General features: G+C 62.6%; 21 protein-coding genes and 1 pseudogene. 6 read left to right on the top strand and 16 right to left on the bottom strand.

Going from position 1 to position 21,575, the window contains the following annotated elements; all coding sequences use genetic code 11:
• Positions 1 to 182: 182 nt before the first annotated feature.
• Positions 183 to 1,259, top strand: coding sequence for a DNA integrity scanning diadenylate cyclase DisA (gene disA, locus LDN90_RS00780; protein WP_216922711.1), 1,077 nt, complete (start codon positions 183 to 185; stop codon positions 1,257 to 1,259).
• Here the strand turns inward: disA and LDN90_RS00775 are convergent.
• Positions 1,256 to 1,975 carry a hypothetical protein gene (locus tag LDN90_RS00775; protein ID WP_223947537.1) on the bottom strand — a complete coding sequence of 240 codons (720 nt, stop codon included), beginning with the start codon at positions 1,973 to 1,975 and terminating at the stop codon, positions 1,256 to 1,258. The genes disA and LDN90_RS00775 overlap by 4 nt on opposite strands.
• Positions 1,976 to 2,153: 178 nt before the next feature.
• Between LDN90_RS00775 and LDN90_RS00770 the strand changes: the two genes are divergently transcribed.
• Both LDN90_RS00770 and LDN90_RS00765 read left to right on the top strand, forming a co-directional pair.
• Positions 2,154 to 3,104 carry an A/G-specific adenine glycosylase gene (locus LDN90_RS00770; RefSeq protein ID WP_223947536.1) on the top strand — a complete coding sequence of 317 codons (951 nt, stop codon included), beginning with the start codon at positions 2,154 to 2,156 and terminating at the stop codon, positions 3,102 to 3,104.
• Between the two features lie 113 nt (positions 3,105 to 3,217).
• Positions 3,218 to 3,700, top strand: coding sequence for a hypothetical protein (locus tag LDN90_RS00765; RefSeq protein ID WP_223947535.1), 483 nt, complete (start codon positions 3,218 to 3,220; stop codon positions 3,698 to 3,700).
• Positions 3,701 to 4,407: 707 nt separating this feature from the next.
• Here LDN90_RS00765 and LDN90_RS00760 read toward each other — a convergent pair.
• Complete coding sequence (locus LDN90_RS00760; RefSeq protein ID WP_223949208.1) at positions 4,408 to 5,172, bottom strand: helix-turn-helix domain-containing protein; 765 nt, start codon at positions 5,170 to 5,172, stop codon at positions 4,408 to 4,410.
• Between the two features lie 94 nt (positions 5,173 to 5,266).
• On the opposite strand from LDN90_RS00760, the gene LDN90_RS00755 reads away from it, so the two are divergent.
• Complete coding sequence (locus LDN90_RS00755) at positions 5,267 to 5,779, top strand: VOC family protein (RefSeq protein WP_223947534.1); 513 nt, start codon at positions 5,267 to 5,269, stop codon at positions 5,777 to 5,779.
• Between the two features lie 40 nt (positions 5,780 to 5,819).
• Here the strand turns inward: LDN90_RS00755 and LDN90_RS00750 are convergent.
• From LDN90_RS00750 to dhaK, 6 genes and pseudogenes are all read right to left on the bottom strand, one after another.
• Positions 5,820 to 6,179, bottom strand: a pseudogene (locus LDN90_RS00750) (VOC family protein).
• Positions 6,180 to 6,184: 5 nt separating this feature from the next.
• A complete protein-coding gene (locus tag LDN90_RS00745; RefSeq protein WP_223947533.1) occupies positions 6,185 to 6,445 on the bottom strand; it encodes a DUF4235 domain-containing protein in 261 nt (86 codons plus the stop codon).
• A gap of 92 nt (positions 6,446 to 6,537) precedes the next feature.
• Complete coding sequence (locus LDN90_RS00740) at positions 6,538 to 6,714, bottom strand: CsbD family protein (protein WP_216922729.1); 177 nt, start codon at positions 6,712 to 6,714, stop codon at positions 6,538 to 6,540.
• Between the two features lie 87 nt (positions 6,715 to 6,801).
• Positions 6,802 to 7,491, bottom strand: coding sequence for a dihydroxyacetone kinase phosphoryl donor subunit DhaM (dhaM, locus tag LDN90_RS00735; RefSeq protein ID WP_223947532.1), 690 nt, complete (start codon positions 7,489 to 7,491; stop codon positions 6,802 to 6,804).
• The gene (gene dhaL, locus LDN90_RS00730) at positions 7,488 to 8,171 is read right to left on the bottom strand and encodes a dihydroxyacetone kinase subunit DhaL (RefSeq protein WP_223947531.1); all 684 of its coding nucleotides are present in this window, start codon (positions 8,169 to 8,171) and stop codon (positions 7,488 to 7,490) included. Before dhaL ends, dhaM begins: the two co-directional genes overlap by 4 nt.
• Positions 8,172 to 8,173: 2 nt before the next feature.
• Positions 8,174 to 9,175, bottom strand: a complete 1,002-nt coding sequence (dhaK, locus tag LDN90_RS00725) for a dihydroxyacetone kinase subunit DhaK (protein ID WP_223947530.1) — start codon at positions 9,173 to 9,175, stop codon at positions 8,174 to 8,176.
• A gap of 155 nt (positions 9,176 to 9,330) precedes the next feature.
• On the opposite strand from dhaK, the gene LDN90_RS00720 reads away from it, so the two are divergent.
• Complete coding sequence (locus LDN90_RS00720; protein ID WP_223947529.1) at positions 9,331 to 9,528, top strand: hypothetical protein; 198 nt, start codon at positions 9,331 to 9,333, stop codon at positions 9,526 to 9,528.
• 40 nt (positions 9,529 to 9,568) lie between these two features.
• Here LDN90_RS00720 and LDN90_RS00715 read toward each other — a convergent pair whose 3' ends face one another.
• The 8 genes from LDN90_RS00715 to lysS form a co-directional block, all read right to left on the bottom strand.
• On the bottom strand, positions 9,569 to 11,035 hold the full coding sequence (locus LDN90_RS00715) for an FAD-binding oxidoreductase (protein ID WP_223947528.1): 1,467 nt from the start codon (positions 11,033 to 11,035) through the stop codon (positions 9,569 to 9,571).
• 148 nt (positions 11,036 to 11,183) lie between these two features.
• The gene (locus LDN90_RS00710; RefSeq protein WP_223947527.1) at positions 11,184 to 11,693 is read right to left on the bottom strand and encodes an amino-acid N-acetyltransferase; all 510 of its coding nucleotides are present in this window, start codon (positions 11,691 to 11,693) and stop codon (positions 11,184 to 11,186) included.
• Positions 11,694 to 11,917: 224 nt separating this feature from the next.
• On the bottom strand, positions 11,918 to 14,026 hold the full coding sequence (locus LDN90_RS00705; protein WP_223947526.1) for an alpha/beta fold hydrolase: 2,109 nt from the start codon (positions 14,024 to 14,026) through the stop codon (positions 11,918 to 11,920).
• A 120-nt stretch (positions 14,027 to 14,146) separates the two neighbouring features.
• Positions 14,147 to 15,382: a glycosyltransferase gene (locus LDN90_RS00700; protein WP_223947525.1), complete on the bottom strand. Its 1,236-nt coding sequence runs from the start codon at positions 15,380 to 15,382 to the stop codon at positions 14,147 to 14,149.
• A 163-nt stretch (positions 15,383 to 15,545) separates the two neighbouring features.
• Positions 15,546 to 18,038 carry an ATP-dependent Clp protease ATP-binding subunit gene (locus LDN90_RS00695; RefSeq protein ID WP_216922749.1) on the bottom strand — a complete coding sequence of 831 codons (2,493 nt, stop codon included), beginning with the start codon at positions 18,036 to 18,038 and terminating at the stop codon, positions 15,546 to 15,548.
• Between the two features lie 420 nt (positions 18,039 to 18,458).
• Positions 18,459 to 18,785 (bottom strand): Lsr2 family protein, encoded by a 327-nt coding sequence (locus tag LDN90_RS00690; protein ID WP_223947524.1) that lies wholly within the window; start codon positions 18,783 to 18,785, stop codon positions 18,459 to 18,461.
• 129 nt (positions 18,786 to 18,914) lie between these two features.
• Positions 18,915 to 19,088 carry a hypothetical protein gene (locus LDN90_RS00685; protein ID WP_216922753.1) on the bottom strand — a complete coding sequence of 58 codons (174 nt, stop codon included), beginning with the start codon at positions 19,086 to 19,088 and terminating at the stop codon, positions 18,915 to 18,917.
• Between the two features lie 2 nt (positions 19,089 to 19,090).
• Positions 19,091 to 20,620, bottom strand: coding sequence for a lysine--tRNA ligase (gene lysS, locus LDN90_RS00680; RefSeq protein WP_223947523.1), 1,530 nt, complete (start codon positions 20,618 to 20,620; stop codon positions 19,091 to 19,093).
• Between the two features lie 57 nt (positions 20,621 to 20,677).
• Between lysS and LDN90_RS00675 the strand changes: the two genes are divergently transcribed.
• Positions 20,678 to 21,568 carry an alpha/beta hydrolase gene (locus tag LDN90_RS00675; RefSeq protein WP_223947522.1) on the top strand — a complete coding sequence of 297 codons (891 nt, stop codon included), beginning with the start codon at positions 20,678 to 20,680 and terminating at the stop codon, positions 21,566 to 21,568.
• Positions 21,569 to 21,575: the final 7 nt, after the last annotated feature.

The raw sequence follows: 21,575 nt of genomic DNA, 5'->3' as shown, positions 1-21,575 counted from the left end.
GGACCTTCCGGCCTTCCCCGTACATAACGAAATGACCCACTTTGGGGCTTGCTGGTGCGGTTAACGGTGCCCGGAAGCCATATCATGGTGCTAGTCGTCATCAGGGCATTTTTCCAAGTGCCCGCGGATGCCGGATTCAGCTTGTCTGTGAGCCATGGCTTGCACCTTCGAAGGGAAACCCTATGGCCCGGAGCCCGGAAGAGTCGCTCAAGGCGACTCTGGCCAGAGTCGCACCCGGAACTCCTTTACGGGACGGCTTGGAGCGCATCCTCCGTGGACGAACCGGCGCCTTGATTGTGTTGGGCTCGGACCGCACCATCGACTCCATCTGTTCCGGCGGATTCGATATCGGCATCGAGTTCTCGCCCACACGCCTCCGTGAACTCGCGAAGATGGACGGCGCCATCATCTGCGATAAGGACGCCAGCAACATCGTCCGCGCCGCAGTGCAGCTCGTTCCGGACTCCAGCATCGAGACCCAGGAATCCGGGACCCGGCACCGCACAGCTGAGCGCGTCGCCATCCAAACCGGCGTTCCGGTTATCTCTGTCAGCCAGTCGATGCAGATCATTGCCCTGTACGTGAATGGCTTGCGCCACGTCCTGGAGGGCTCGGAGAAAGTCCTAGCCCGCGCAAACCAGGCCCTCGCAACGCTGGAGCGGTATAGCGCGAGGTTGGACCAAGTCACCAGCTCCCTTTCAGCACTTGAGATTGAAGCCCTGGTCACCGTCAGGGACGTAGCCGTCACCCTGCAACGCCAGGAAATGGTCAGGCGGATTTCCGAGGAAATTGCCCAATACGTGCTGGAACTCGGCGAAGATGGCCGCCTGCTGTCGCTGCAGGTGGAGGAACTGACCATGGGTCGTGGCCCGGGCAGCGATGTCATCATCCGCGACTACGCAGACCCCGACGCCACTCCCGAGGATATTGAAGAAGCAGTCCAAGCGCTCCTCAATCTCGGCCCCACCGAATTGATCGACCTCAGCCGGATCGCGGGAATCATCGGCTTCGCGGGCGGTGTGGAACAGTTGGATGCTGTGGTCCAACCCCGCGGCTACCGCCTCCTGTCCGGCCTCAAGTCCGTGCCGAAGGCCGTCGCCGATCGCCTGGTGGACTACTTCGGCGGCTTGCAGAACCTCATGGCAGCCACCATCGATGACCTCATGACCGTTGACGGCATCGGCGATCAACGTGCACGCACGGTCCGTGAAGGTTTGAGCCGCATGGCGGAGGCAAGCCTGCTGGACCGCTTCCTCTAGTTCAGCTGGAAGACGGCCTTGGTGCTGGATTTGTTTCCCAGCCTCGCTTCGAACGTGTAGTAAGCGCCGCCTGCACCGGGCTTGGCGTTGATTGCAGCGCAGCCCTCAAGCGTCCGGTTGCGCTGCCAGGGGAAATTGGCGGTCTCGCTCTTGCCGGGCTGGATGGTCTTGACCAGGTCTTCACTTCCGGCCTGGCAATCCTTGGAGGAGAAGATCCTGTCCGAGCCGCTCATCACGACGTACTCCATTTGGGACGTGCCCACGTTGACCTCACACGGCGCCGTTCCGCCGTTGGTGATGGTCATGGTTAGCAGCGGCTTTTCCTCCGCTCCGTAGGCTGGCTTGTCCGTAGCTGCGGCCACGGTCACCAAGCTCAGGTCGCACACAGGCGTGGGCATTGCCGACGGTGAGGCAGTGCCTGCTGTTGGCGCGTTCCCTTGCGTGGGCAGCTGGGACGCTTCAGGCGTACTGACCGATTGGGGCTCGGACTTACCTGCGAGCGCTCCACTGATTGCCACCACGCCAGCCACCATGAGGGCGATCACCAGCAGCAGGGCACCGAAGACAAACTGCCGACGACGGCGGTAAACGGCGGGGCTTGGACGTCGCCTGGTCGTCGGGGTGCCGGGGCGGCGCGCACCACCCGAATTAGGGGCAGCACCCTTGCCCGGCGCTGATGTGCGCGCGGACGACTGGTTCTTACCCTGATTGGCCATGTTTCTAGGCTAGGCGGGCCCACTCCGCAGCACGCCACCACCACGCCGCCGGGCGCCAAACCCGCCGTGTGTGACGTGCACCGCAGGAGCGTTGCCGTCATGGTTTCCACTACAGTAGAGGGCAGAATTCGGGCGCCGCGGCGCCGGCCAAACCTCAACAATCCGGGAGATCTGACGCATGGCACTTCCCGGTACAGACCAACTCGCCGGACTCCACCAATCTTTGGACCAGTGGTTCGCCGAGACCGCCAGGGACCTTCCGTGGCGCGAGCTTGATTGCAGCCCTTGGGGCATCCTGGTCAGCGAGGTCATGCTCCAACAAACTCCTGTGGTCCGGGTCCTCCCGGTCTGGCGGGACTGGATGGAACGCTGGCCAACCCCGGCGCACCTGGCAGATGAGCCCTCCGGTGAGGCCGTTCGTCACTGGGGCCGCCTCGGCTATCCCCGCAGGGCACTTCGACTGCACGCAGCCGCAGTGGCCATCCGCGACGAGCACCATGGCGACGTTCCAGACAGTTATCCCGAGCTCCTGACCCTGCCCGGGGTTGGCACCTACACCGCTGCCGCCGTCGCCTCCTTTGCTTTTGGCCGCCGAGAAACAGTGGTGGACACCAACATCCGCCGCGTCCATGCACGCCTCATCTCCGGGCACGCCCTGCCCGCTCCGGCGCTCACAGCGGCCGAGATGCGCCTCGCCGATGCCCTGCTGCCCGAAGACCAGCCGCTGTCCGTGCGCTGGAACGCCTCGGTCATGGAACTGGGTGCCGTGGTGTGCACGGCCCGCAGCCCCAAGTGCACCGACTGTCCCGTGCGCTCCAGCTGCGCCTGGCTCGCGGCAGGTGAGCCACCGCCGTCGTACACCCCCAAGGGGCAGTCCTGGCACGGTACGGACCGGCAGGTCCGCGGAGCTGTGATGGCCGTCCTCCGCGAAGCTGCTATCCCGGTTCCGCGCGAGATGTTCGAGCAGCCGCCGGCGGACCTCGGCTTCGCGCCGTCCGGCGTCGGGATTCCGCTGGCAGCATTGCACCGGCTCAACTCAGCGCCCGAGCAGCTGGAACGGGCACTCGACGGCCTGCTCAGCGACGGTTTGGCGGAAATCCACGACGGCGGTTTGCGGCTTCCCGTCTGAGCGGCAATCACGCGCGGTGTCGGTTCGGCAACGGGCCAGCGTGAGCCGTAACGATGGGGTGCCGATTCCCTCCGACGCGGCGCTACCTACTGGTTCCAGCCCTACCCTGAAGCATGGGCAAGATTGGTTTGGCTTTCACCCTGATGGGCACGTCAGCACTCCTTCCCAGCTGCTTCGCCGAGCCGGTACCTTGCCCGGCAATCGCCCAGGCGTCCGGAGTCTCGATCACGGTCGCTGCCGACTACGTGGACAAAATTGCTTCCTTGCGGATGAAGGCGTGCCAGGACGGGACCTGCACCGAAGCCGACATTCCTTTGCACCCAGGCTCAATCGCCGTGGATCAGGGCTGCTCCCCTGAGGGCGTGTGCTCCGCAACGTCCTCACCCGATGGCACAATGACCGGGTTCCTGGGACTGCCGGCGCTCTCAGAAAGTCCGCTTGAAGCGACCGTATCCGGCACCTCTCCATCCGGGATCGCGTTGCCTGTCCGGACGCTGACGTTCACGCCCAAGGGCAACTACCCGTTTGGTGAGCAGTGCGGTCGGTTCATCACCGCTAATCTGGTGCTCGATGCGACAGGGCTGAGGCAGGGATAATCGGACGGTTCCTCTAGCGATTTGATTTTTGGACGGGTATTCTCGTCTCACCTGCCTGATGGTCAAGTCCTGGGGGTGTTGTGCACCGGTCTGAGCAGCCCATCCGTGACACGTTTTTTGTTACGGCACCCACCCCTGCTGCCCTCGAGGCCCCGGCGCCCACCGCAGCAGAGGGAAACTTGGTGGTGGATCTCAGCGCGAGGATCCGCAACAAACATGGCACCGAACTAAACGAACTTCGCGAGGCGCTCAGCGGGTCTTCACAACGCGACTCACGCCACAGCGGCCGACGCCATTATCGTATGAGCCCCACCTCATCAATCGAAGACGAGAACATCAATGTGACGATCGTTGTCGAGACCGTGGAATGGGGATGGTTCGCCGCGGGCCCAGCCCCAGCAGGGACCTGCGTCACCGTGTCCGTTGCCGCTCATCGCAAGGACAGTGGCATCCAAGCCCCGCTCTCGCTGACCGAGTGCGATTCGTGGCTTCGAGCACTCTTGCCGGGCCCTTGGATGACGCACGTTTACCGATGCTGCTGCTCCACCGGGTCCACAAGTGCGGGAGTCGTCTCCTATAGGTTGTTTCTTGATGCGCTCCACAAGCCGACTCCAAAGCCGGCGGAGGTGCTCGCGGAAGGCTGCCAACCCCTTCAACTTCAAGAGATTTCGCATCGTGCTGTGTAGTCGACAGCTTGGGGGCCCAGGCTAACTGCCAACAGCACGGCGATAGGTGCTCGGCGTGAACCCCAAGTACTTCTGGAAGTCGTTGGTGAGGTGTGCGTGATCGGCATAGCCAAGTTCGGCGGCGATGCCCGCAAGATCAGCGGAAGGGTCCAGCCGTGCCCTTTCTGCAGCATCCTGCAGGCGACGCCGACGGATGAGCGCCGACGGGCTGAGTCCGATGTATTTCCTGGCAATTCGTTGAAGCGACCGGCCCGAAACAGCCAGCCGGGCCGCCACATCGTCAATCCGGACCACGTCCGGGTCGGAGGCAATAATGTCCATCATCCGGTTGGCCAGCAAAGCTTCTTCGGAAGGTACGTAGTCCAGGGAAGCCAGCCACGACTTAAAGGCGTCCACTGCCAGCTCGCGGCGCGCGCCGCCGTCGGGGGCGTTCATTGCCCGCGCGACGGAACGGTGGAGGTCCTCCAACGGCAATGCCACCTCGGCATCACGCAAGCTGCCGGGATCGTCGGTGAACACCGGGGCAGCCGCCGGGCGCAATAGCGCTCCAACTGCCCAGCCGCGGCCATTCAAGTCGCGATAGGCGGCCCGGGTTGTGGGACCCGAGAAGACCACGTCATCCACCTGCACAACGAGATTGGACGCGGGGTAGGCGATCAAATGTTGACGGGAGGTGCGGCCTGGCTCAATATCCCATTCGGGAATCCAGAACCACTGGACGAGCTCCGAAACAGACTCCGGTGCCGCCAAACGGTTGAAAGTGGGAAGCCGTGCCGGGTACAGAATGCCCTTGAACTAACTATCCACCGGCCTCCTCCCCAACAAAGTCTGTCGCGAATTTCCAAGCGCCAAAGCCAGCCCGGCCCGTAGCGTCTTGGACATGACAGATACTACAAGCACTGAGGCAACCACGGCCGCCCACGGCAAGTACACAACCCACGGAGTCCCCAACGGGCTGACCAGCCTGACACCCTTCCTCGCCGTACCCGATGCCAAAAATGCGATCGCGTTCTACCAGGACGTTTTCAGGGCGCGGATTGTTGGCACCACTGAGATGGGCGGAGTTGTGGTCCACGCCGAACTCGACCTCGGGAACGGTCACCTTCAACTGGGCGAACCCAACCCGGAATACCACCTGGTCCCGCCGCCGGAGGGCGATGATGACTGCTACTCCCTGGGCTTCTACTGCCCGGACGCAGACGCACTCGTGCAACGAGCAGAACAAGCCGGCGCCATCATCCGCGAACCACTCACCACGTTCGTTTCAGGGGACCGGTATGCCAGCATCCGCGATCCCTTCGGCGTCCGCTGGTCCATCATGACCCGCGTGGAAGATCTCTCCGAAGAGGAAAGCAACCGTCGCGTCGAGGAGTGGGCGGCCCAACAGGGTTAGGCAAGCACCCCGGTCAGGAAAGGCAGAGGCAGAGGCAGAGTCAGGAAAGGCACAGGCAGAACGGATGGCCGGCCGGGTCAAGGAACACCCTGAATGTGGTCCCCGGCTGGTGCTCCGCCTTGCTTGCCCCCAGGGAAAGGGCCACCTCCTCGCCCTTGTCCAGGTCCTCCACCATCAGGTCAAGGTGCATCTGTTGGGGAACCGTTTGCCCCGGCCATTCCGGCGCGTGATACGACTCGACCTGTTGGAAAGCAATGCAATTGTTCCCATCGCTGGGACGAATCTCGAACCAATCGGTTTAGCCCTTCACGTCCCAGCCCAGCAGTTCGCCATAAAAGGCGGCAAGGGCGGGCGCATCCGGACAATCAATAACAACACTCGGGTATCGGGCAATTGCCATGTCTACTACACCTCGTCTGCCGTTTTCTTCATTCGGGCCAGCGCACTCTTGGTGCCCCTCTGGGTAAGAACGTGAACCACGGCGCCAACGCCCGCGGAAACTACAGCGAATACGAGCACTCCCGGCAAGGAATCATTCAGGTCAGTTCCGTCCTTCGGGGCAGGTTTTCCTGTCTTTTTCTCCCAGAGTCCTTCGAGTGTCTTGTTTGCCAACACACCAGCTCCAAGGCTGACTGCCAGGCCGAACAACTTCACCAGCAAATTCACGAAAGAATCCTCCATCCGATCCCGGGGCTTATGCCCTATCAAACACAAAGGAAGGCGGGGCCGCTGCAACCGCAACGGCCCCGCCTGAATTCCTAGTCGTTCTTGAAAGCGTCCTTTACCTTTTCGCCAGCGCCCTTGAGGTCACTCTTGACCTGCTCGCCCTTGCCTTCGGCTTCCAGGCGCTCGTTGTCGGTAAGCTTTCCGGCAGCTTCTTTAGCCTTGCCTGCCATCTTCTCGCCAGCATTCTCCATCTTGTCGTCAGCACCCATGTTGCACCTCTTCCTAGTAGTGAATCTGTACCTCTAGAACATCACTAATCAGCATACTTAGCAATATTTGCTCCTGACGAAGGCCAGTTAGATCTCCCCGAACCCCTCGCCCACCAACCGCCCGACATACTGAACTGCCTTTCCGGCGTCCTTGCCCCGGGCCTCCACGCGCAGGGTTGCACCCTGCCCGGCGGCGAGCGTCATAAGCGCCATCATGGACGTCCCGTCGACGTCGTTGATTGTCACCTCAGCGTCAAGGCCGGACAGTCCACCGGCTATCTTGGCCGCAGGCCGCGCGTGGATGCCCATGGGATTAATGAGCTCAAAATCGCCGGCAGCATCCGGTTCGCTGGACTCGCGAGGACTGCCCGGCGCCTCAGTACCGGCAGAAGCCCCGAATCCAACCGCTTCGGCAGCCTTGCGCACGTCTTCGACGCCAGCCCCGCCCTGTGCCGCGACGGCCGCAGCCACCAGCCCTTCAACCAAAGGCGCATCAGCAAGCAAAATAGCGTCGGGGTCGCTGGCGAACTCGATCGCAGACTCAGCTGTCATTACTGCCGAGCCCAAATCCGTCAGCACCACCACGCCATCCCCTCCGGCATCAATCAGTGACTGCTCGACGGCGGCAAGCACCTTCTCGAGGCTGGTGCCGATCCTTTCGTCGTCAGTGCCCCCGGCGGCGACGAGTTCGACGTCGGGCGCCATCTGGGCGGCGAGTTCCACAGCGCCTTCAGCGATCTTGCTGCTGTGGGAGACAACCACAATCCCAACTGTCATACGGCGTCGGTTCCTGTGTTTCCTGCGGAGGTTCCTGTGTTTCCTACCGAGCCAGCCGCCGCTGCTGCCGCGGCGCGCAAGAGCAACGCCGTGGACGCAGCCCCTGGATCGCGATGCCCTGCACTTCGCTCCCCGAGGTAACTTGCGCGGCCCTTGCGAGCCACCAGCGGATCGGTAGCCACAGCCCCCACTTCGGCCGCCTCTGCAGCAGCCTGCAAGACAGCATGTACATCACCGCCATCGGACGCCGCGTTCCGGGCTGCCTCAACGGCGGGCGTCCACGCATCAATCATGGTCTTGTCCCCCGTCTCGGCTTTGCCGCGGGCAACCACTCCGTCCCGGGCAGCCGCGAGCGCGGAAGCCAAGGCATCGGCGTCGATGTCAGTGGAATCGCCGAGGGACGTGGCCGCCCGAAGATATGCCGTGCCATACAGCGGCCCGGCAGCTCCGCCCACCTTGGACATCAGCGCCATCGCCGCCGCTTTAAGTGCAGCTCCCGCTGTTTCCGGCGGCGTCTCATCCAGCTTCTGCACCACGGCCTGGAATCCACGGTCCATATTCTCGCCGTGGTCCGAGTCGCCGATTGCCCGGTCCAGCTCAATCAATTCCGTTCGGTGTTCTGCCATCGCCTTCGCCGAAAGCTTCAGCCAGTCCACGGCCCAATCAACGCCCAAGCCCATGCTCACACTCCCCAACGCAGGGCGGCCGTGTGAACGGGAGCATCCCACAAACGCACCAATTCGTCGTCGAGGCGCAGCACGGACACCGAGCAACCCTGCATTTCGAGGGAGGTCACGTAGTTCCCCACCAGCGAGCGCTCCACTGATGCCCCGCGCTCTGCGAGCACCTGGGCGGCCCGGCGATAGACGATGTAAAGCTCACTCTGAGGTGTGCCGCCCATGCCGTTCACGAACAGCAGCACCCTGTCTCCGGACGAGATGGAGAGATCCTCAAGCACGGGTTCCAATAGACGGTCGGTGATCGCGTCGGCGCTTTCCATGGCGATCCTGTGCCGTCCGGGTTCACCATGGATGCCGATTCCGATCTCGATTTCGTCCTCCGCCAGCTCGAAGCTCGGCGTACCCGCGTGAGGAACCGTGCAGCCAGAGAGTGCGACTCCCATGGTCCGCACGTTGGCCGCGACCCGCTCCGCGATGGCTGCAACGGCTTCAAGACCGTCTCCACGCTCGGCGGCAGCACCAGCAATCTTCTCCACGAGGACCGTCCCGCCCACTCCACGGCGGCCCGCCGTGTACAGCGAGTCCTCCACGGCGACGTCGTCGTTGACCAACACCGAACGCACGTGTACGCCTTCGGCTTGTGCCATCTCCGCCGCAGTCTCAAAGTTCAGGACGTCCCCTGTGTAGTTCTTGACGATATGCACGACGCCGGCACCTGAGTCGACAGCGACGGTCGCCGGTATGATCTGGTCCGGCGTAGGCGAGGTGAAGACGGCGCCGGGCACCGCGGCGTCGAGCATGCCGAGGCCGACGAAACCAGCGTGCAGTGGCTCATGACCGCTGCCACCGCCCGATACCAGGGCAACCTTTCCCGCTACAGGTGCGCCTTTCCGGATGACGTACTTGGGCTCGGGATGGACGTCCACGATGTCGGCATGGGCCATGCCGAAGCCTTCGACGGACTCGTCCACCACGGCGCGTGGATCATTGATGAGCTTTTTCATGGGATGCTCCTGGACGTGCTGTGGCTGGTGCTCTGACCCTACTACCGGCGCCCGTGCACAGGGTAGGCCTTGCCGGCGCAGAGGGCGCCGAGGCCCATTAACGTCGCGGCCATTAAAGGCCGGCAGGGACGGCCCAAAGGCCCGTCCCTGCCGGAATGACACAGTTAATCTTCGTGGTTCCCGGGTTCTTTGCCGGTGCCGGCGCCGGCACCGGGGGGACTGAATTCCGGGTCACTCCGGCCATGGAAATCGAGCCAAAATGCGGAGTACAGGTCCGGGTTGGAGTGGGCAGTCCCCGGCCAGAAGGATTCGTTCGGCCAGGATCCATGGGGGATGTCTATCTGGAAAGCTGAAAAGTCCGGAAACGTGACACGATTTTGCACGGTCCGCCCCCTAACTGTTCAGCACGGCGTCGCCGCCGGCAGTGACCACGTCTTCGAGCAGCGCAGTCTGATTCATAACAACCGGCTGTTCCGTGGCAGGAAGGCCCACTACGTGCCCAAAGCTGAACATGTTCTTCGGATCCAGCTCCGCTTTCGCTTTCTTAAGCCGCTCCCGCGCACTCGGGCCCCAAGGACGCTCCCTGTCCTCGGCATCCACAAAGTGCCCATGGAGGTTCACAAATGTGCCGGCATTGGCAGCGGGACGAAGGTCTGTGTGCACGGAATCGAAAACTGCCGGCAGCAGGTCAACAACAGGAGGCGCAGCGATGGCAACCATGTAGAAGCTGAACGCCGCGTCACGGCCGCCCACAATGTCCTCACCCTCCGCGCTCTTGGCCAGGGCGCCGCCCAGCAGCCGGACTTCGGCCAGCAGTACTGGACTTTCGACGCCCGGACCGAAGTGCCGCAGGATTACCTCGGATGCCTCTTCGTCCAAACGATCAAGCAGCAAGCCACGCTCGCGGACAGGGACAGGCTGGTCCGGATCCTGATGAATCGTGTCGAATTGGCTTGCTTCCAAAGGACCGGTGGCGTCCATCATGAACGGGGCGCTTCGGCGCATGGGTTCCAGCAGCTCCGCCGCTGCAGCCAAGTCGCCCTGGTAGGCGTAGCGGAGGTGGATCACGAACTTTCCCCGCAACGGCTCAGGAATCATCTCCATGTCAGGAAGGCGCAAAAACGCCAACGACGCCGATGCCTCCACGGGTAGCCACGGCACCCATTCCCTGAACGCCCTCAGGACTTCCGGGGCGTGGCCACCGTCGAAGTACACGCCACCTGCGTAGAGATCGGCGGCTGGGAAAAGGTGGAATTCCATGGCCGTCACGATGCCCAGGTTGCCCTTGCCGCCTCGCAGGAGGAAGAACAAGTCAGGGTTCTCATCCTTAGTGACCCTTTTTTGGGTGCCATCTGCTGTAACCAGTTCGAAGGCGATGACATGGTCCGAGGCGAAGCCGTACTTACGGCCCAGGATTGGCAGGCCCCCGCCCAGCGTGTATCCCACCACGCCTACGTCAGAGGTTGAACCGCAGAGGCCCATTAAGCCGAAGGTTGCAGCAAGCTCAACCACAGCCTTCCACCGAACACCGGCCCCGACCCTGGCAGTCTTCTCAAGGGGGTCGATGCTGAGCTCAAGCATTCGGCGGGTGCTGATGAGCAGGCCGCCTTCTATCGCGTTTGTTGCACCATGACCCGTGGACTGGACGGCTACGGGCATTTCCCGTTCCGCCGCCCATCTAATAGCCGCCGAGACGTCCTCGGCGTCGAGGGCGCCGAAGGCAAGATCCGGCTGGTGTTGAGTAGAGAGGTTGAAAGCCGAAATCTCGGATTGGAATCCGGGATCGGCAGGCGTGAACACTGGACCGCGCACACTGAGTTGGAGTTCAGAAATACCCGAAAAGGACGCGTGGGACTGCATGATCTTCTCTCGATTGACCGAATGGCGGAAGCTCCCCAGCAAGCCTCGATCAGTTTATCCATCAACTTTAGATAAGAGAAGGGGTTTAAATCACGCATAATCGGGGCAGGGTTGAAACCCCGCACCATTTAGCTCTTGTTGTGGGTTCTCAGAGGTGCTTGATCATGCGTGTATTGCCCAGGGTGTTGGGCTTTACCCGGGCCAGATCCAGGAATTCCGCCACGCCTTCGTCATGCGAGCGCAGCAACTCCGAGTACACCTGTGGGTCCACGGCGGACTGGTCCTCCATGACCTCAAAGCCATGGCGCTTGAAGAAGTCAACCTCAAACGTCAGGCAGAACACCCGGCTGACACCGAGCTCCTTGGCCTTTTCGAGGAGATCCTCCACCAACACATGCCCCACACCCCGCCCCCGCCACGCGTCCGCAGCCGCGAGGGTGCGGATCTCGGCCAGGTCCTCCCACATGACATGCAGGGCACCGCAACCAATCACGTCGCCGTCCTGGGATTCGGCAATCCGGAATTCCTGGAGGCTCTCGTAATAGGCCACAGTTTCCTTGGCCATCAGAATCCGCTGCTCCGCCAACGGCGCAACCAGCCTCTTAATCGCCGCCACATCACTAGTACGGGCAGGACGAAGGCTAAAGGTCGAATTCACTCCCCCATCCTAACGAGACAAAACTCCGCCATACCAACGACGCAAAGAGCTGCTGGACCCCGCATGACGTACGCCCGAGCATGACGCGGGGCCCGCGGAACCGCCGGGCGGGCACGAGGGCGACGGCCGGGACATTTACGTAGCGTGCGTCTAAGCGACGCGGGAGCGAGCACGCGGTAAATGTCCCGGTCGTCGGCCGGACCGACCGGGACCAGCGTCGGAACCTACAGCCCCAGCTCCTCAGGCAAAGCAACGTCCTCGCCCAGCACCTGCTTTGCCAGGAAGTGCTCTACGACTCCGTACCAAACCTTCGCATGCTGTGGCTGCAGGACCCAGTGGTTTTCGTCGGGGAAGTGGAGGAACCGGTGCGGGCTCTGGCCGTTGTCGTCCGCAGGCAACTGCGACGAGGACAGTAGTTCGTACCAAAGCCGCAGGCCCTCGCCGATCGGGACGCGATAATCCTTGTCGCCGTGGATCACGAGCATTGGCGTCCTGATGTTGCGTACGTTGAGGTGTGGCGAGTTCTCCATCGCCATCTCCACCGTCATTTCCTTCAGCCAGTATTGCGCGGCGTCGGTGGTGGGGCCGAACTGGTCCAGGGCCCACAAACTGGCGTGGGTCACGATCGCCTTGAAGCGGTCCGTCTGGCCTGCCACCCAGTTGGCCATGTAGCCTCCGAAGGACCCGCCCATCGCCGCAGTGCGTGTCTCGTCGATGTCCGCACGCTCAACTACGGCATCGGTGATGGCCATGAGGTCCGAGAAGGGCTTCTTGCCCCATTCACCCCAGCCGCGCTGGATGAACTCCTGGCCGTAACCTGTGGAGAGCGCAGGGTCGGGCAGCAGCACGGCATAGCCCTTTGCCACCAGCAGCCAAGGATTCCAACGCCAGGTCCAGGCGTTCCATGAGCCCAGCGGTCCACCGTGGATCCACAGCAGGAGGGGAGCTGGGTTGTTATCGGAAGCCTCTTCAGGGAGCGCCAGGTACGCTGGCACCCGGGAGCCGTCCTCCGCCGTCGTTTCCACGCGTTCGAGGCGGCCCTTGTATCTTGGCCGTTCCGCGGGTGCCTGCAACCTCACCACATCTCCGGAAGCGAGGTGGATCCGTACAGCTTCAGGGGGAAACTCGTAGGAGCTCCGCAACGCGTATGCTGTGGTTCCGTCCGGCGAAACCACGACGTCGGAATACGCTGCGGCGTCTTTCGTCACCCGCGTTACCCGCCCGTTGGCGACGTCGATCCGGAAAAGCGGCGACGCGCCGTCGTCGTCCGCTTTCACCAGGATGGCATTGCCTTGCGGGAGCCACGCCAGGGCAGTAGCCCAGCGGTCCCATTGGTGCGCGAGCGGCTCCAGGTCAGTCGTTTCGCTGCCTGATACGTCCAGCAGGTGCAGCTTGACCTGCGGCGCTTGCGTGGGCGTGGTGTCACTCTCACTCTCCACCACCAGCGTGCGGTTGTCCGGGCTGACGGGACCGGGGAAGTAGCTCATTCCCTCGCGGTCCAGAAGCACCTTGACGGTTCCCGTGGCGACGTCGACGGCGGCCAGCACCTCACGACTGTCGGCCTTGGCGAGCGCTTTGGTGAGGCTCGTGTAGATGGTCTTGCCGTCCGGACTCACCACAGTTTTGGCTTCCCGCAGCGAGCCTCCGACGCCGGGTGTCAGGTTTCGCAGCTTAAGCGGCGTTGGCGAGTCAACGGTGGTTGGTTTGCCGGCCTCCTTCTCCTCGCCAGGCTCCACTGCGAACAAGCGCGGCTCACCAGGACCCAGGTCCGCGTCCCAATAGCGGATCGGGTAGCCACTGTGCAGGATAGCGGACACTTTGTTGTCTTTGCGGGCCTTGCGGCGTTCCTCGTCGTTCTCCTCATTGCTGGAGCCCGCCAGAACCTCGGCGTTGACGAAGATGGCATCCGCGTTCTTTGCCGCCATGACGGAACTGATCCCACCGGCGCGCGAGTGCACAACCCTGGCCTCGCCCCCATCGGCAGGGAGCAACCACAGCGCGTTCACGGGATCGGCGTCGGGATCTGCGCTCTCGGGGTCGGGGCGGGAGGACGTGAAGTAGAGATCGCCGTTGGCGGCAAAGGCGGCACCGGCTTCACCTTTGGAACTTCGGGTGATCCGTCGGGCGTGGCCCTGGCCTGTGGGGTCGATTTCCCACAGTGCAGTGACGAACTCGGTGCCCTTGCCGTTCAGGGTCGAAACGGTAGTCACCAGGCGCTTGCCGTCCGGGCTAAGCGTGAGACCACTGACCCTGGGAATGGCGAGGTAGTGGTCGATGTCGTGGAAAGGAGTTGCGGGTGGCGTGCCCGGGCTTGGGGTGTCAGTCGAATCCATGCTCCGATTCAACACGCATTGTGTCCCCGATCACAGAGTGGTTCACTCACAGTGAAACACTACTTTCAGATATTCGCCCGCCGCACCCAACTGAGTCGCAGTTAAGCGCGTTTAGGCGGCTCAAAACGCGCTTAACTGCGACCCAGTTGGGAGGTTGCGCAGCGTCCGGAGCACGGCGGAGGCCCCGTCTTCGTTCCCGATCCGCGCTGCGAGGATTCTTGCCCGGGCTGCGTAGGACGGGGTGCTGACGGCTTCCCGGATGGCGTACGCCAATCGCTCAACAGTGAGCCCCTTGTAGGGAACCGGCCGGGGCCCTGCGCCGAGGGCAGCAACCCGGGCAGCCCACAGCGGTTGGTCCGTATACACCGGGACGCAGACCGTGGGCACACCAGCGCGGAGGCCGGCAGCGGTGGTGCCAGAGCCCGCATGGTGCGCGACTACCGCCATCCTCGGAAACAGCCACTCGTGCGGGACTGCGCCGATGCCGATCGCATCATCGTCCGAGAGGTCCCCCGCACCCTGCAGCACCGCCCTGACGCCCGCCCGTCTGATGGCCTCAAGAACGAAATCCGGGTCCAGCGCAGCGCCGCTGCCAAAGCCAACGAAAACCGGGGGCGGGCCTGCGGACAGAAAGTCCTCCAGTTCCGCGGACGGACTCCATTCCGGCTCGGGCACCGGCCACCAGTACCCCGCCATGACCAACCCAGGGCGCCAGTCCGCCGGTCGCCGTAGAACTGTGGGGCTGATCCCATGGAGGACCGTGCTGTTCGCCCTGGCTCGACGTCGCTCGGCAGCTTGGCGTGACAGCTTCGGCAGGCCCAACTCGTGGCGAAGCCTTGCACTCGGGGCGTCGTAGGGGGCAGGTCCGGCCAGGACCCGCTCGCCAATAATCCGGTTGCCCAGCCTACCCAGGTTCCGGGCGGACCCCAGCAGCACAGGAGGGTAGTCTGCGCTGGGTTCCACCGGCTGCAGATGCGTGCCCACCGCTGGAATTCCAACCGCTTCAGCGACGTCGTAGGCATATGGCGCCACGGAATTGGCCAGGATGACATCCGCACCCGCTTCAACCGCAGCCAGGGTCCCGGTGGCCGCTTGATCCATATACTCGCTGAGCTCCCGCCAGGTGGTGAGCATGCCGCCGGACGACTTCGCTCCACCCGGTGTGACACGCTTGATGATCCTGCCAAGGTCGCCGGGAAGAGGACGATACTCACACCCGGACCTGACCACGAGGTGCGCGTACGCGGGGTTGGCAGCGATGGACACCTCGTAGCCCAGCTTTTGCAGACGACTGCCGAGCCCTGCTATGGGGGCGACATCTCCCCGCGTCCCCGGACAAATCATCAATACTCGCACGCACCCCTCCTTTGCAGTTCCTGTGCCCATACTCTCCATAGCCACCCTATGGGCACACCGGCACACAAAACTCGGGGCACCAACGCACTCGGGGGGACCAACACAAATGCCCCGCCCACTCCTTGCGGAATGGACGGGGCAGTTGGCTTACGTTGCGCACGCCTTATGCGGTAGGAGCAATCTCCGGGATCCGCGGCTTGGCGTTGCCTGCAAACGTGAACTTGGCGTCGTCGCCTTCGCCGTCCACATCCACCACAACGATGTCACCGGAGTGCAATTCGCCGAAGAGGATCTTCTCGGAGAGCTGGTCCTCGATCTCGCGCTGGATGGTACGGCGCAGCGGCCGGGCACCCATTGCGGGATCGTAGCCACGAGTGGCCAGAAGAACCTTTGCTGCCGTGGTGAGTTCGATGCCCATGTCCTTGTCCTTGAGGCGACGCTCCAGGCGGGTAACGAACATGTCCACGATCTCGATGATCTCGTCCTGGGTGAGCTGCGGGAACACCACGACGTCGTCAACACGGTTGAGGAACTCGGGGCGGAAGTGCTGCTTGAGCTCCTCCGTGACCCGGGCGCGCATCCGGTTGTAACCGGTCTGGGTATCGGTGCCGGACTGGAAGCCGGTAGCGACGCTCTTTGAGATGTCGCGGGTACCCAGGTTGGTGGTCATGATGATCACGGTGTTCTTGAAGTCCACCACGCGGCCCTGGGAGTCGGTCAGTCGGCCATCTTCCAGGATCTGCAGGAGCGAGTTGAAGAGGTCCGCGTGGGCCTTCTCAACTTCGTCGAACAGGACCACGGAGAACGGACGCCTGCGGACCTTCTCGGTCAGCTGGCCGCCTTCTTCGTAGCCGACATAGCCCGGAGGTGCACCGAAGAGTCGCGAAACCGTGTGCTTCTCGGAGTACTCGGACATGTCCAGCGTGATGAGGGCATCCTCTTCCCCGAACAGGAACTCGGCAAGGGCCTTGGCGAGCTCGGTCTTGCCGACACCCGTAGGCCCGGCGAAGATGAACGAGCCACCGGGACGCTTGGGGTCCTTCAGGCCTGCACGCGTGCGGCGGATAGCCTGCGACAGGGCCTTGATGGCCTCATCCTGGCCGACGACGCGCTTGTGCAGTTCGTCTTCCATCTTGAGGAGCCGCGAAGACTCTTCTTCGGTGAGCTTGAAGACGGGGATGCCGGTGGAGTTCGCGAGAACCTCGGCGATCAGGTCTTCATCAACCTCGGAGATGTCATCCATGCCGCCGGACTTCCAGTTGCGTTCCTTCTCAGCGCGTTCGGCAATGAGCTTCTGCTCTTTGTCGCGCAGCGAAGCGGCACCCTCAAAGTCCTGGGCGTCGATGGCGGATTCCTTCTCCATCTTGACGTCGGCAATGCGCTCGTCCATGGCCTTGAGCTCCGGCGGAGCGGTCATGCGGCGGATACGCAGGCGTGCACCGGCTTCATCGATGAGGTCGATTGCCTTGTCCGGCAGGAAGCGGTCCGAAATGTAGCGTTCGGCCAGCTGCGCGGCTGAGGCGAGGGCGCCGTCGGTAATCGTTACGCGGTGGTGTGCCTCGTAGCGGTCCCGGAGGCCCTTCAGGATCTCGATCGCGTGAGCCACGGAAGGCTCCTTGACCTGGATCGGCTGGAAGCGGCGCTCAAGAGCGGCATCCTTCTCAATGTGCTTGCGGTACTCATCCAGGGTTGTGGCACCAATGGTCTGGAGTTCACCGCGGGCAAGCATCGGCTTCAGGATGGATGCGGCATCGATGGCGCCTTCAGCAGCACCTGCACCAACGAGGGTGTGGATCTCGTCAATGAAGAGGATGATGTCGCCGCGTGTGCGGATCTCCTTGAGGACCTTCTTCAGGCGCTCTTCGAAGTCGCCACGGTAGCGCGAGCCGGCAACCAGTGAACCAAGGTCCAGCGTGTACAGCTGCTTGTCCTTGATGGTCTCCGGGACGTCGCCGCGGACAATCGCCTGGGCGAGGCCCTCGACGACGGCAGTCTTACCGACGCCGGGCTCACCGATGAGCACTGGGTTGTTCTTGGTACGGCGGGAGAGGACCTGCATGACGCGTTCCATCTCCTGCTCGCGGCCGATCACGGGATCGAGCTTGTTCTCGCGGGCAGCCTGGGTGAGGTTGCGTCCGAACTGGTCCAGTACCACCGAACCGGCGGGGGTTCCCTCCGGCTGGCCCTGGCTGGAGCCCGAACCGGCAGCTTCCTTGCCTTGGTAACCGGAGAGCAGCTGGATGACCTGCTGACGGACGCGGTTAAGGTCCGCGCCGAGCTTGACCAGCACCTGGGCAGCAACGCCTTCGCCCTCACGGATGAGGCCGAGCAGGATGTGCTCGGTTCCGATGTAATTGTGGCCGAGCTGCAGTGCTTCGCGGAGCGAAAGCTCAAGCACCTTCTTGGCGCGCGGGGTGAAGGGGATGTGTCCGGACGGAGCCTGCTGGCCCTGGCCGATGATCTCCTGCACCTGTTCGCGGACGCCATCGAGCGAAATGCTCAGGGATTCAAGCGCCTTGGCGGCAACGCCTTCACCCTCGTGGATCAGACCCAAGAGGATGTGCTCGGTACCAATGTAATTGTGGTTGAGCATCCTTGCCTCTTCTTGGGCAAGGACAACCACGCGACGGGCACGGTCCGTAAATCTCTCAAACATTTCGCCACACTCCTAGCTACGACGTACTTTGATGCTACGTGCCGAAGCCCGACTTTTGGAGCGTGTTCGCCACAGGGGAAACATGACGCCCAGCGGAATAAACCTGGCACCCCCTTCGCGGTTGACAGGCCCGCCCGCGATACGCCCGTCCCACGCCCGTTCCGGCCTCCGGAAGCTCGTGGTCAGCCACCCAGAACAGGGGTAGGGCGACGAACGCGCCGCCGGCCTTGAGCAGGCGCTTTGACCAGTAGTTTTGACCAGTTCCAAAAGGCCGGATAATCCCCACTGTAGGCACCGGAACGATTCACGGAATATTCCTAGGCCTTGTTCAGGCATCCACTCGGAAGGCCCGGCAACAAACCATGGGCTTAAAAACCTAATGCCCCGGCAGAAGCTGCCGGGGCATTGAAGGCGGGTGAATCAGGAATTGGCCTTCTGGTACGCTTCCTGAATTTCAGCCTGAATGCGTCCGCGACTGTTTACGGTGTAACCGTTGTCACGAGCCCATTGACGGATCTGCGCTGAATCCTGGTTTCGCGTGGCGGTTGCACGGCCACGTGTTGCACGGCCCGAGGAGGTCTTCCTGGCTTTGGCTACGTAAGGCTCCAGTGCTTTGCGCAAAGATTCTGCGTTAGCCGTGGACAAGTCCATCTCGTAGCTAACACCGTCCAGCCCGAAACGGACAGTTTCGTCCGCTGACCCTTCATCCAGGTCATCGACGAGGATGATTTTAACTTTCTGTGCCATGAGTAGCCTCTCTTTTGGAGGGTTGGATAATCAGAAATTTGAGGGTTCCTATTCCTGATTATCGTTCACGTCAAGCACACACGTCAAAGGCACATTTGGGTTTCCTGCTAAGGCCACCCAATTTGCAGGCTATTTAGCTGCCGGGCCTTCACCCTCGGGGCCGGAATTCCGCAAATTGGCCTCCGCTTGGGCGCGGGCTTCCGCCTGCCGCTCGGATTTGTCCGCATTGAAGATGGACTTCATGGCGAACCAGAAGATCAAACCAACAACGATCGATGGCGCCAGGACTGCGATGTATTCCATGATCAGTGTCCTTCGGGCTTGAGCAAGGGGAACAGAATGGTTTCGCGGATACCTGCGCCGGTGAACAACATGACGAGGCGATCGATGCCGAGCCCGATACCACCCATGGGCGGGGCACCGTATTCAAGGGCGCGAAGGAAGTCTTCGTCGAGTTGCATGGCTTCTACGTCGCCAGCAGCAGACCGGCGTGACTGCTCCGTAAGCCGTTCGCGCTGGATAACGGGGTCAATGAGTTCGGAGAAGGCCGTGCCGCGCTCCATGCCCCCGATAATCAGGTCCCATGCCTCGATGAGCCGGCCGTCTTCGCGGTGCGGACGCGCAAGCGGTTGAGCTGACGGCGGGTAGTTGTAAACGAAAGTCGGGTTCAGCAGTGTGGGTTCCACGATCTCGCCAAAGAGCTCAACCACGATCTTCTCCGCGTCCCACTGCGGGTCCACCTTGATCTCGTGCTTGGCAGCAATGGCCAGCAGTTCCTCCACCGTGGTGTCGGGCGTAACTTCAACGCCAACCGCTTCAGAAAGTCCCGGGTACACCGCAACCCAAGCCCATTCGCCGTCGAGGTTGATCTCGCCGGCATCCGTCTGGATGGTACGGGTGCCAACCACGTCCGCCACGTTCAGGATGATTTCCTTCATGCGTTCGGCCATGACGAACTGGTCAGCCCAGGCTTCGTAGCACTCAAGGGTGGTGAATTCGGGGCTGTGCGTGGAATCGACGCCTTCGTTCCGGAAAACGCGGCCCATGTCGTAGACGCGGTCGATGCCACCCACTACCGCGCGCTTCAGGAAGAGTTCCGTGGCGATGCGCAGGGTCATCTTCTGATCGAACGCGTTCATGTGCGTCTCGAACGGACGGGCCGTAGCACCACCGTGGACCAACTGCAGGATGGGGGTCTCCACCTCGACGTAGCCGTGGCGGTCAAGGGTGTCGCGGACAGACCGCGTGATGGCAGCACGCTTATAGACCATCTCGCGCGCTTCATCGCGGACAATGAGGTCCACATAGCGCTGGCGAACACGGGTTTCTTCGTTAAGCTCCGCGTGCAGGACCGGGAGCGGGCGCAGTGCCTTGGAGGCCATGGACCAGGAATCGGCCATGACGGAGAGTTCACCGCGGCGGGAGGAAATGACCTCGCCCTTGATGAATACGTGGTCTCCAAGGTCAACCAGGGCCTTCCAATCGGCCAGCGATTCCTCGCCCACATTGGCCAGGCTCAGCATTGCCTGGAGACGAACGCCCTTGCCGTCTGCCCCACCTTCCTGGAGGGTAGCAAAGCAGAGCTTGCCCGTGTTTCGTACGAACACGACGCGGCCGGTGACGCCAACGATGTCACCAGTGGTTTCGTCGGCTTCCAGGTGCGCATACTTTTCGCGGATCTCACTCAAGGAATGCGTCCGCTCAACGCCCACAGGATAGGCCTCTGTGCCACGTTCGATCAGCTTGGAGCGCTTGTCCATACGGATACGCATCTGCTCGCTGGCGTCGGTGGGCTCTGCGGAGGTGTTAAGGGCTGGGGTGTTTGCGGAAGTCACAGTCCTTAAGTTTACCGCTCATTATGGGCCTCTATTTCCGGGACATAGACTCGGGCTGTGGAGACGTGGACAGTTGAAACGGACGACGGCGGCGGCCAGCTTGAAGTGCACACGTTCCGGCCGGCGTCGAAAGCCTCGATTCCCGGTTCGCACGCACCTGCGGAACCGTCCGGCGTCGTCGTGGTCCATGGGACTTTGGTGACCGATTCTTTGTACTGGCCCTTCGCGCGGACCTTGAGCCTCATGCTGCGGCGACCAGTCCATTGCTACAACCGGCGAGGCCGCGGCCGTTCGGCGCCACAGCCGCCGGGATACTCCGCCGGCACCGAGATCGCGGACCTCCAGGCGGTGATGCGGAGCACCGGTTCAACGGATGTCGTGGCGCACAGCTATGGCGGTTTCGTGGCACTGCAGGCTGCTCGCAGCACGGAGATCAACCGCTTGGTCACCTACGATGCTGCTGTCTCGTTATCAGGAAATCTCCATGGCCGGTGGCGTCCGGAATTGGAAGCCGCAGTTAGCGCAGGCCAGCTGGACCACGCGTGGGCCCATCTGGTGCAGGGTTTGGGAACTGCCGGTCCCATCTCATACCTGCCCATGGGGGCATTGCGGATGCTGAGCGTCCTCTCAGCACAGACCCGGCTGGGTTCGGAGATGCGCTCCCTGTTGCCCACCGCCGTCGCCGAAATGCGCGCGGTCCTCGACGCCGACGCGCATCTTCACGATTTCACCTCGCTCGCAACCCCAACACTCATGCTGAGCGGAGGTTGGAGCCCGTCCTACTTCGCCGAAACAGGCCGCACCCTTGCCGGAGCGGTCCCCGTCATCGACTTCGCCATTGTGCCCCTGCAATTCCATGAAGGGCCCCTTCGGCCAGGCAGGCGGCTTGCAGCCCGAATCGCCCGATTCCTTTCGGCCGACCCGGCACCCGCTGACGGCGCGCCCTAGGATGAAC

The organism is Arthrobacter sp. NtRootA1, assembly GCF_019976975.1.
Lineage (GTDB): Bacteria > Actinomycetota > Actinomycetes > Actinomycetales > Micrococcaceae > Arthrobacter > Arthrobacter aromaticivorans.
The sequence above is the reverse complement of the archived record's forward strand: the minus strand, read 5'-3'. Positions and strand labels throughout refer to the sequence as shown.

Excerpts from the sequence above, each read along its gene's own strand:
- disA (WP_216922711.1), top strand. The coding sequence starts at position 183 with ATGGCCCGGAGCCCGGAAGAGTCGCTCAAGGCGACTCTGGCCAGAGTC.
- LDN90_RS00775 (WP_223947537.1), bottom strand. The coding sequence starts at position 1,975 with ATGGCCAATCAGGGTAAGAACCAGTCGTCCGCGCGCACATCAGCGCCG.
- LDN90_RS00770 (WP_223947536.1), top strand. The coding sequence starts at position 2,154 with ATGGCACTTCCCGGTACAGACCAACTCGCCGGACTCCACCAATCTTTG.
- LDN90_RS00765 (WP_223947535.1), top strand. The coding sequence starts at position 3,218 with ATGGGCAAGATTGGTTTGGCTTTCACCCTGATGGGCACGTCAGCACTC.
- LDN90_RS00755 (WP_223947534.1), top strand. The coding sequence starts at position 5,267 with ATGACAGATACTACAAGCACTGAGGCAACCACGGCCGCCCACGGCAAG.
- LDN90_RS00740 (WP_216922729.1), bottom strand. The coding sequence starts at position 6,714 with ATGGGTGCTGACGACAAGATGGAGAATGCTGGCGAGAAGATGGCAGGC.
- dhaM (WP_223947532.1), bottom strand. The coding sequence starts at position 7,491 with ATGACAGTTGGGATTGTGGTTGTCTCCCACAGCAGCAAGATCGCTGAA.
- dhaL (WP_223947531.1), bottom strand. The coding sequence starts at position 8,171 with ATGGGCTTGGGCGTTGATTGGGCCGTGGACTGGCTGAAGCTTTCGGCG.
- dhaK (WP_223947530.1), bottom strand. The coding sequence starts at position 9,175 with ATGAAAAAGCTCATCAATGATCCACGCGCCGTGGTGGACGAGTCCGTC.
- LDN90_RS00720 (WP_223947529.1), top strand. The coding sequence starts at position 9,331 with ATGACACAGTTAATCTTCGTGGTTCCCGGGTTCTTTGCCGGTGCCGGC.
- LDN90_RS00715 (WP_223947528.1), bottom strand. The coding sequence starts at position 11,035 with ATGCAGTCCCACGCGTCCTTTTCGGGTATTTCTGAACTCCAACTCAGT.
- LDN90_RS00705 (WP_223947526.1), bottom strand. The coding sequence starts at position 14,026 with ATGGATTCGACTGACACCCCAAGCCCGGGCACGCCACCCGCAACTCCT.
- LDN90_RS00695 (WP_216922749.1), bottom strand. The coding sequence starts at position 18,038 with ATGTTTGAGAGATTTACGGACCGTGCCCGTCGCGTGGTTGTCCTTGCC.
- LDN90_RS00690 (WP_223947524.1), bottom strand. The coding sequence starts at position 18,785 with ATGGCACAGAAAGTTAAAATCATCCTCGTCGATGACCTGGATGAAGGG.
- LDN90_RS00685 (WP_216922753.1), bottom strand. The coding sequence starts at position 19,088 with ATGGAATACATCGCAGTCCTGGCGCCATCGATCGTTGTTGGTTTGATC.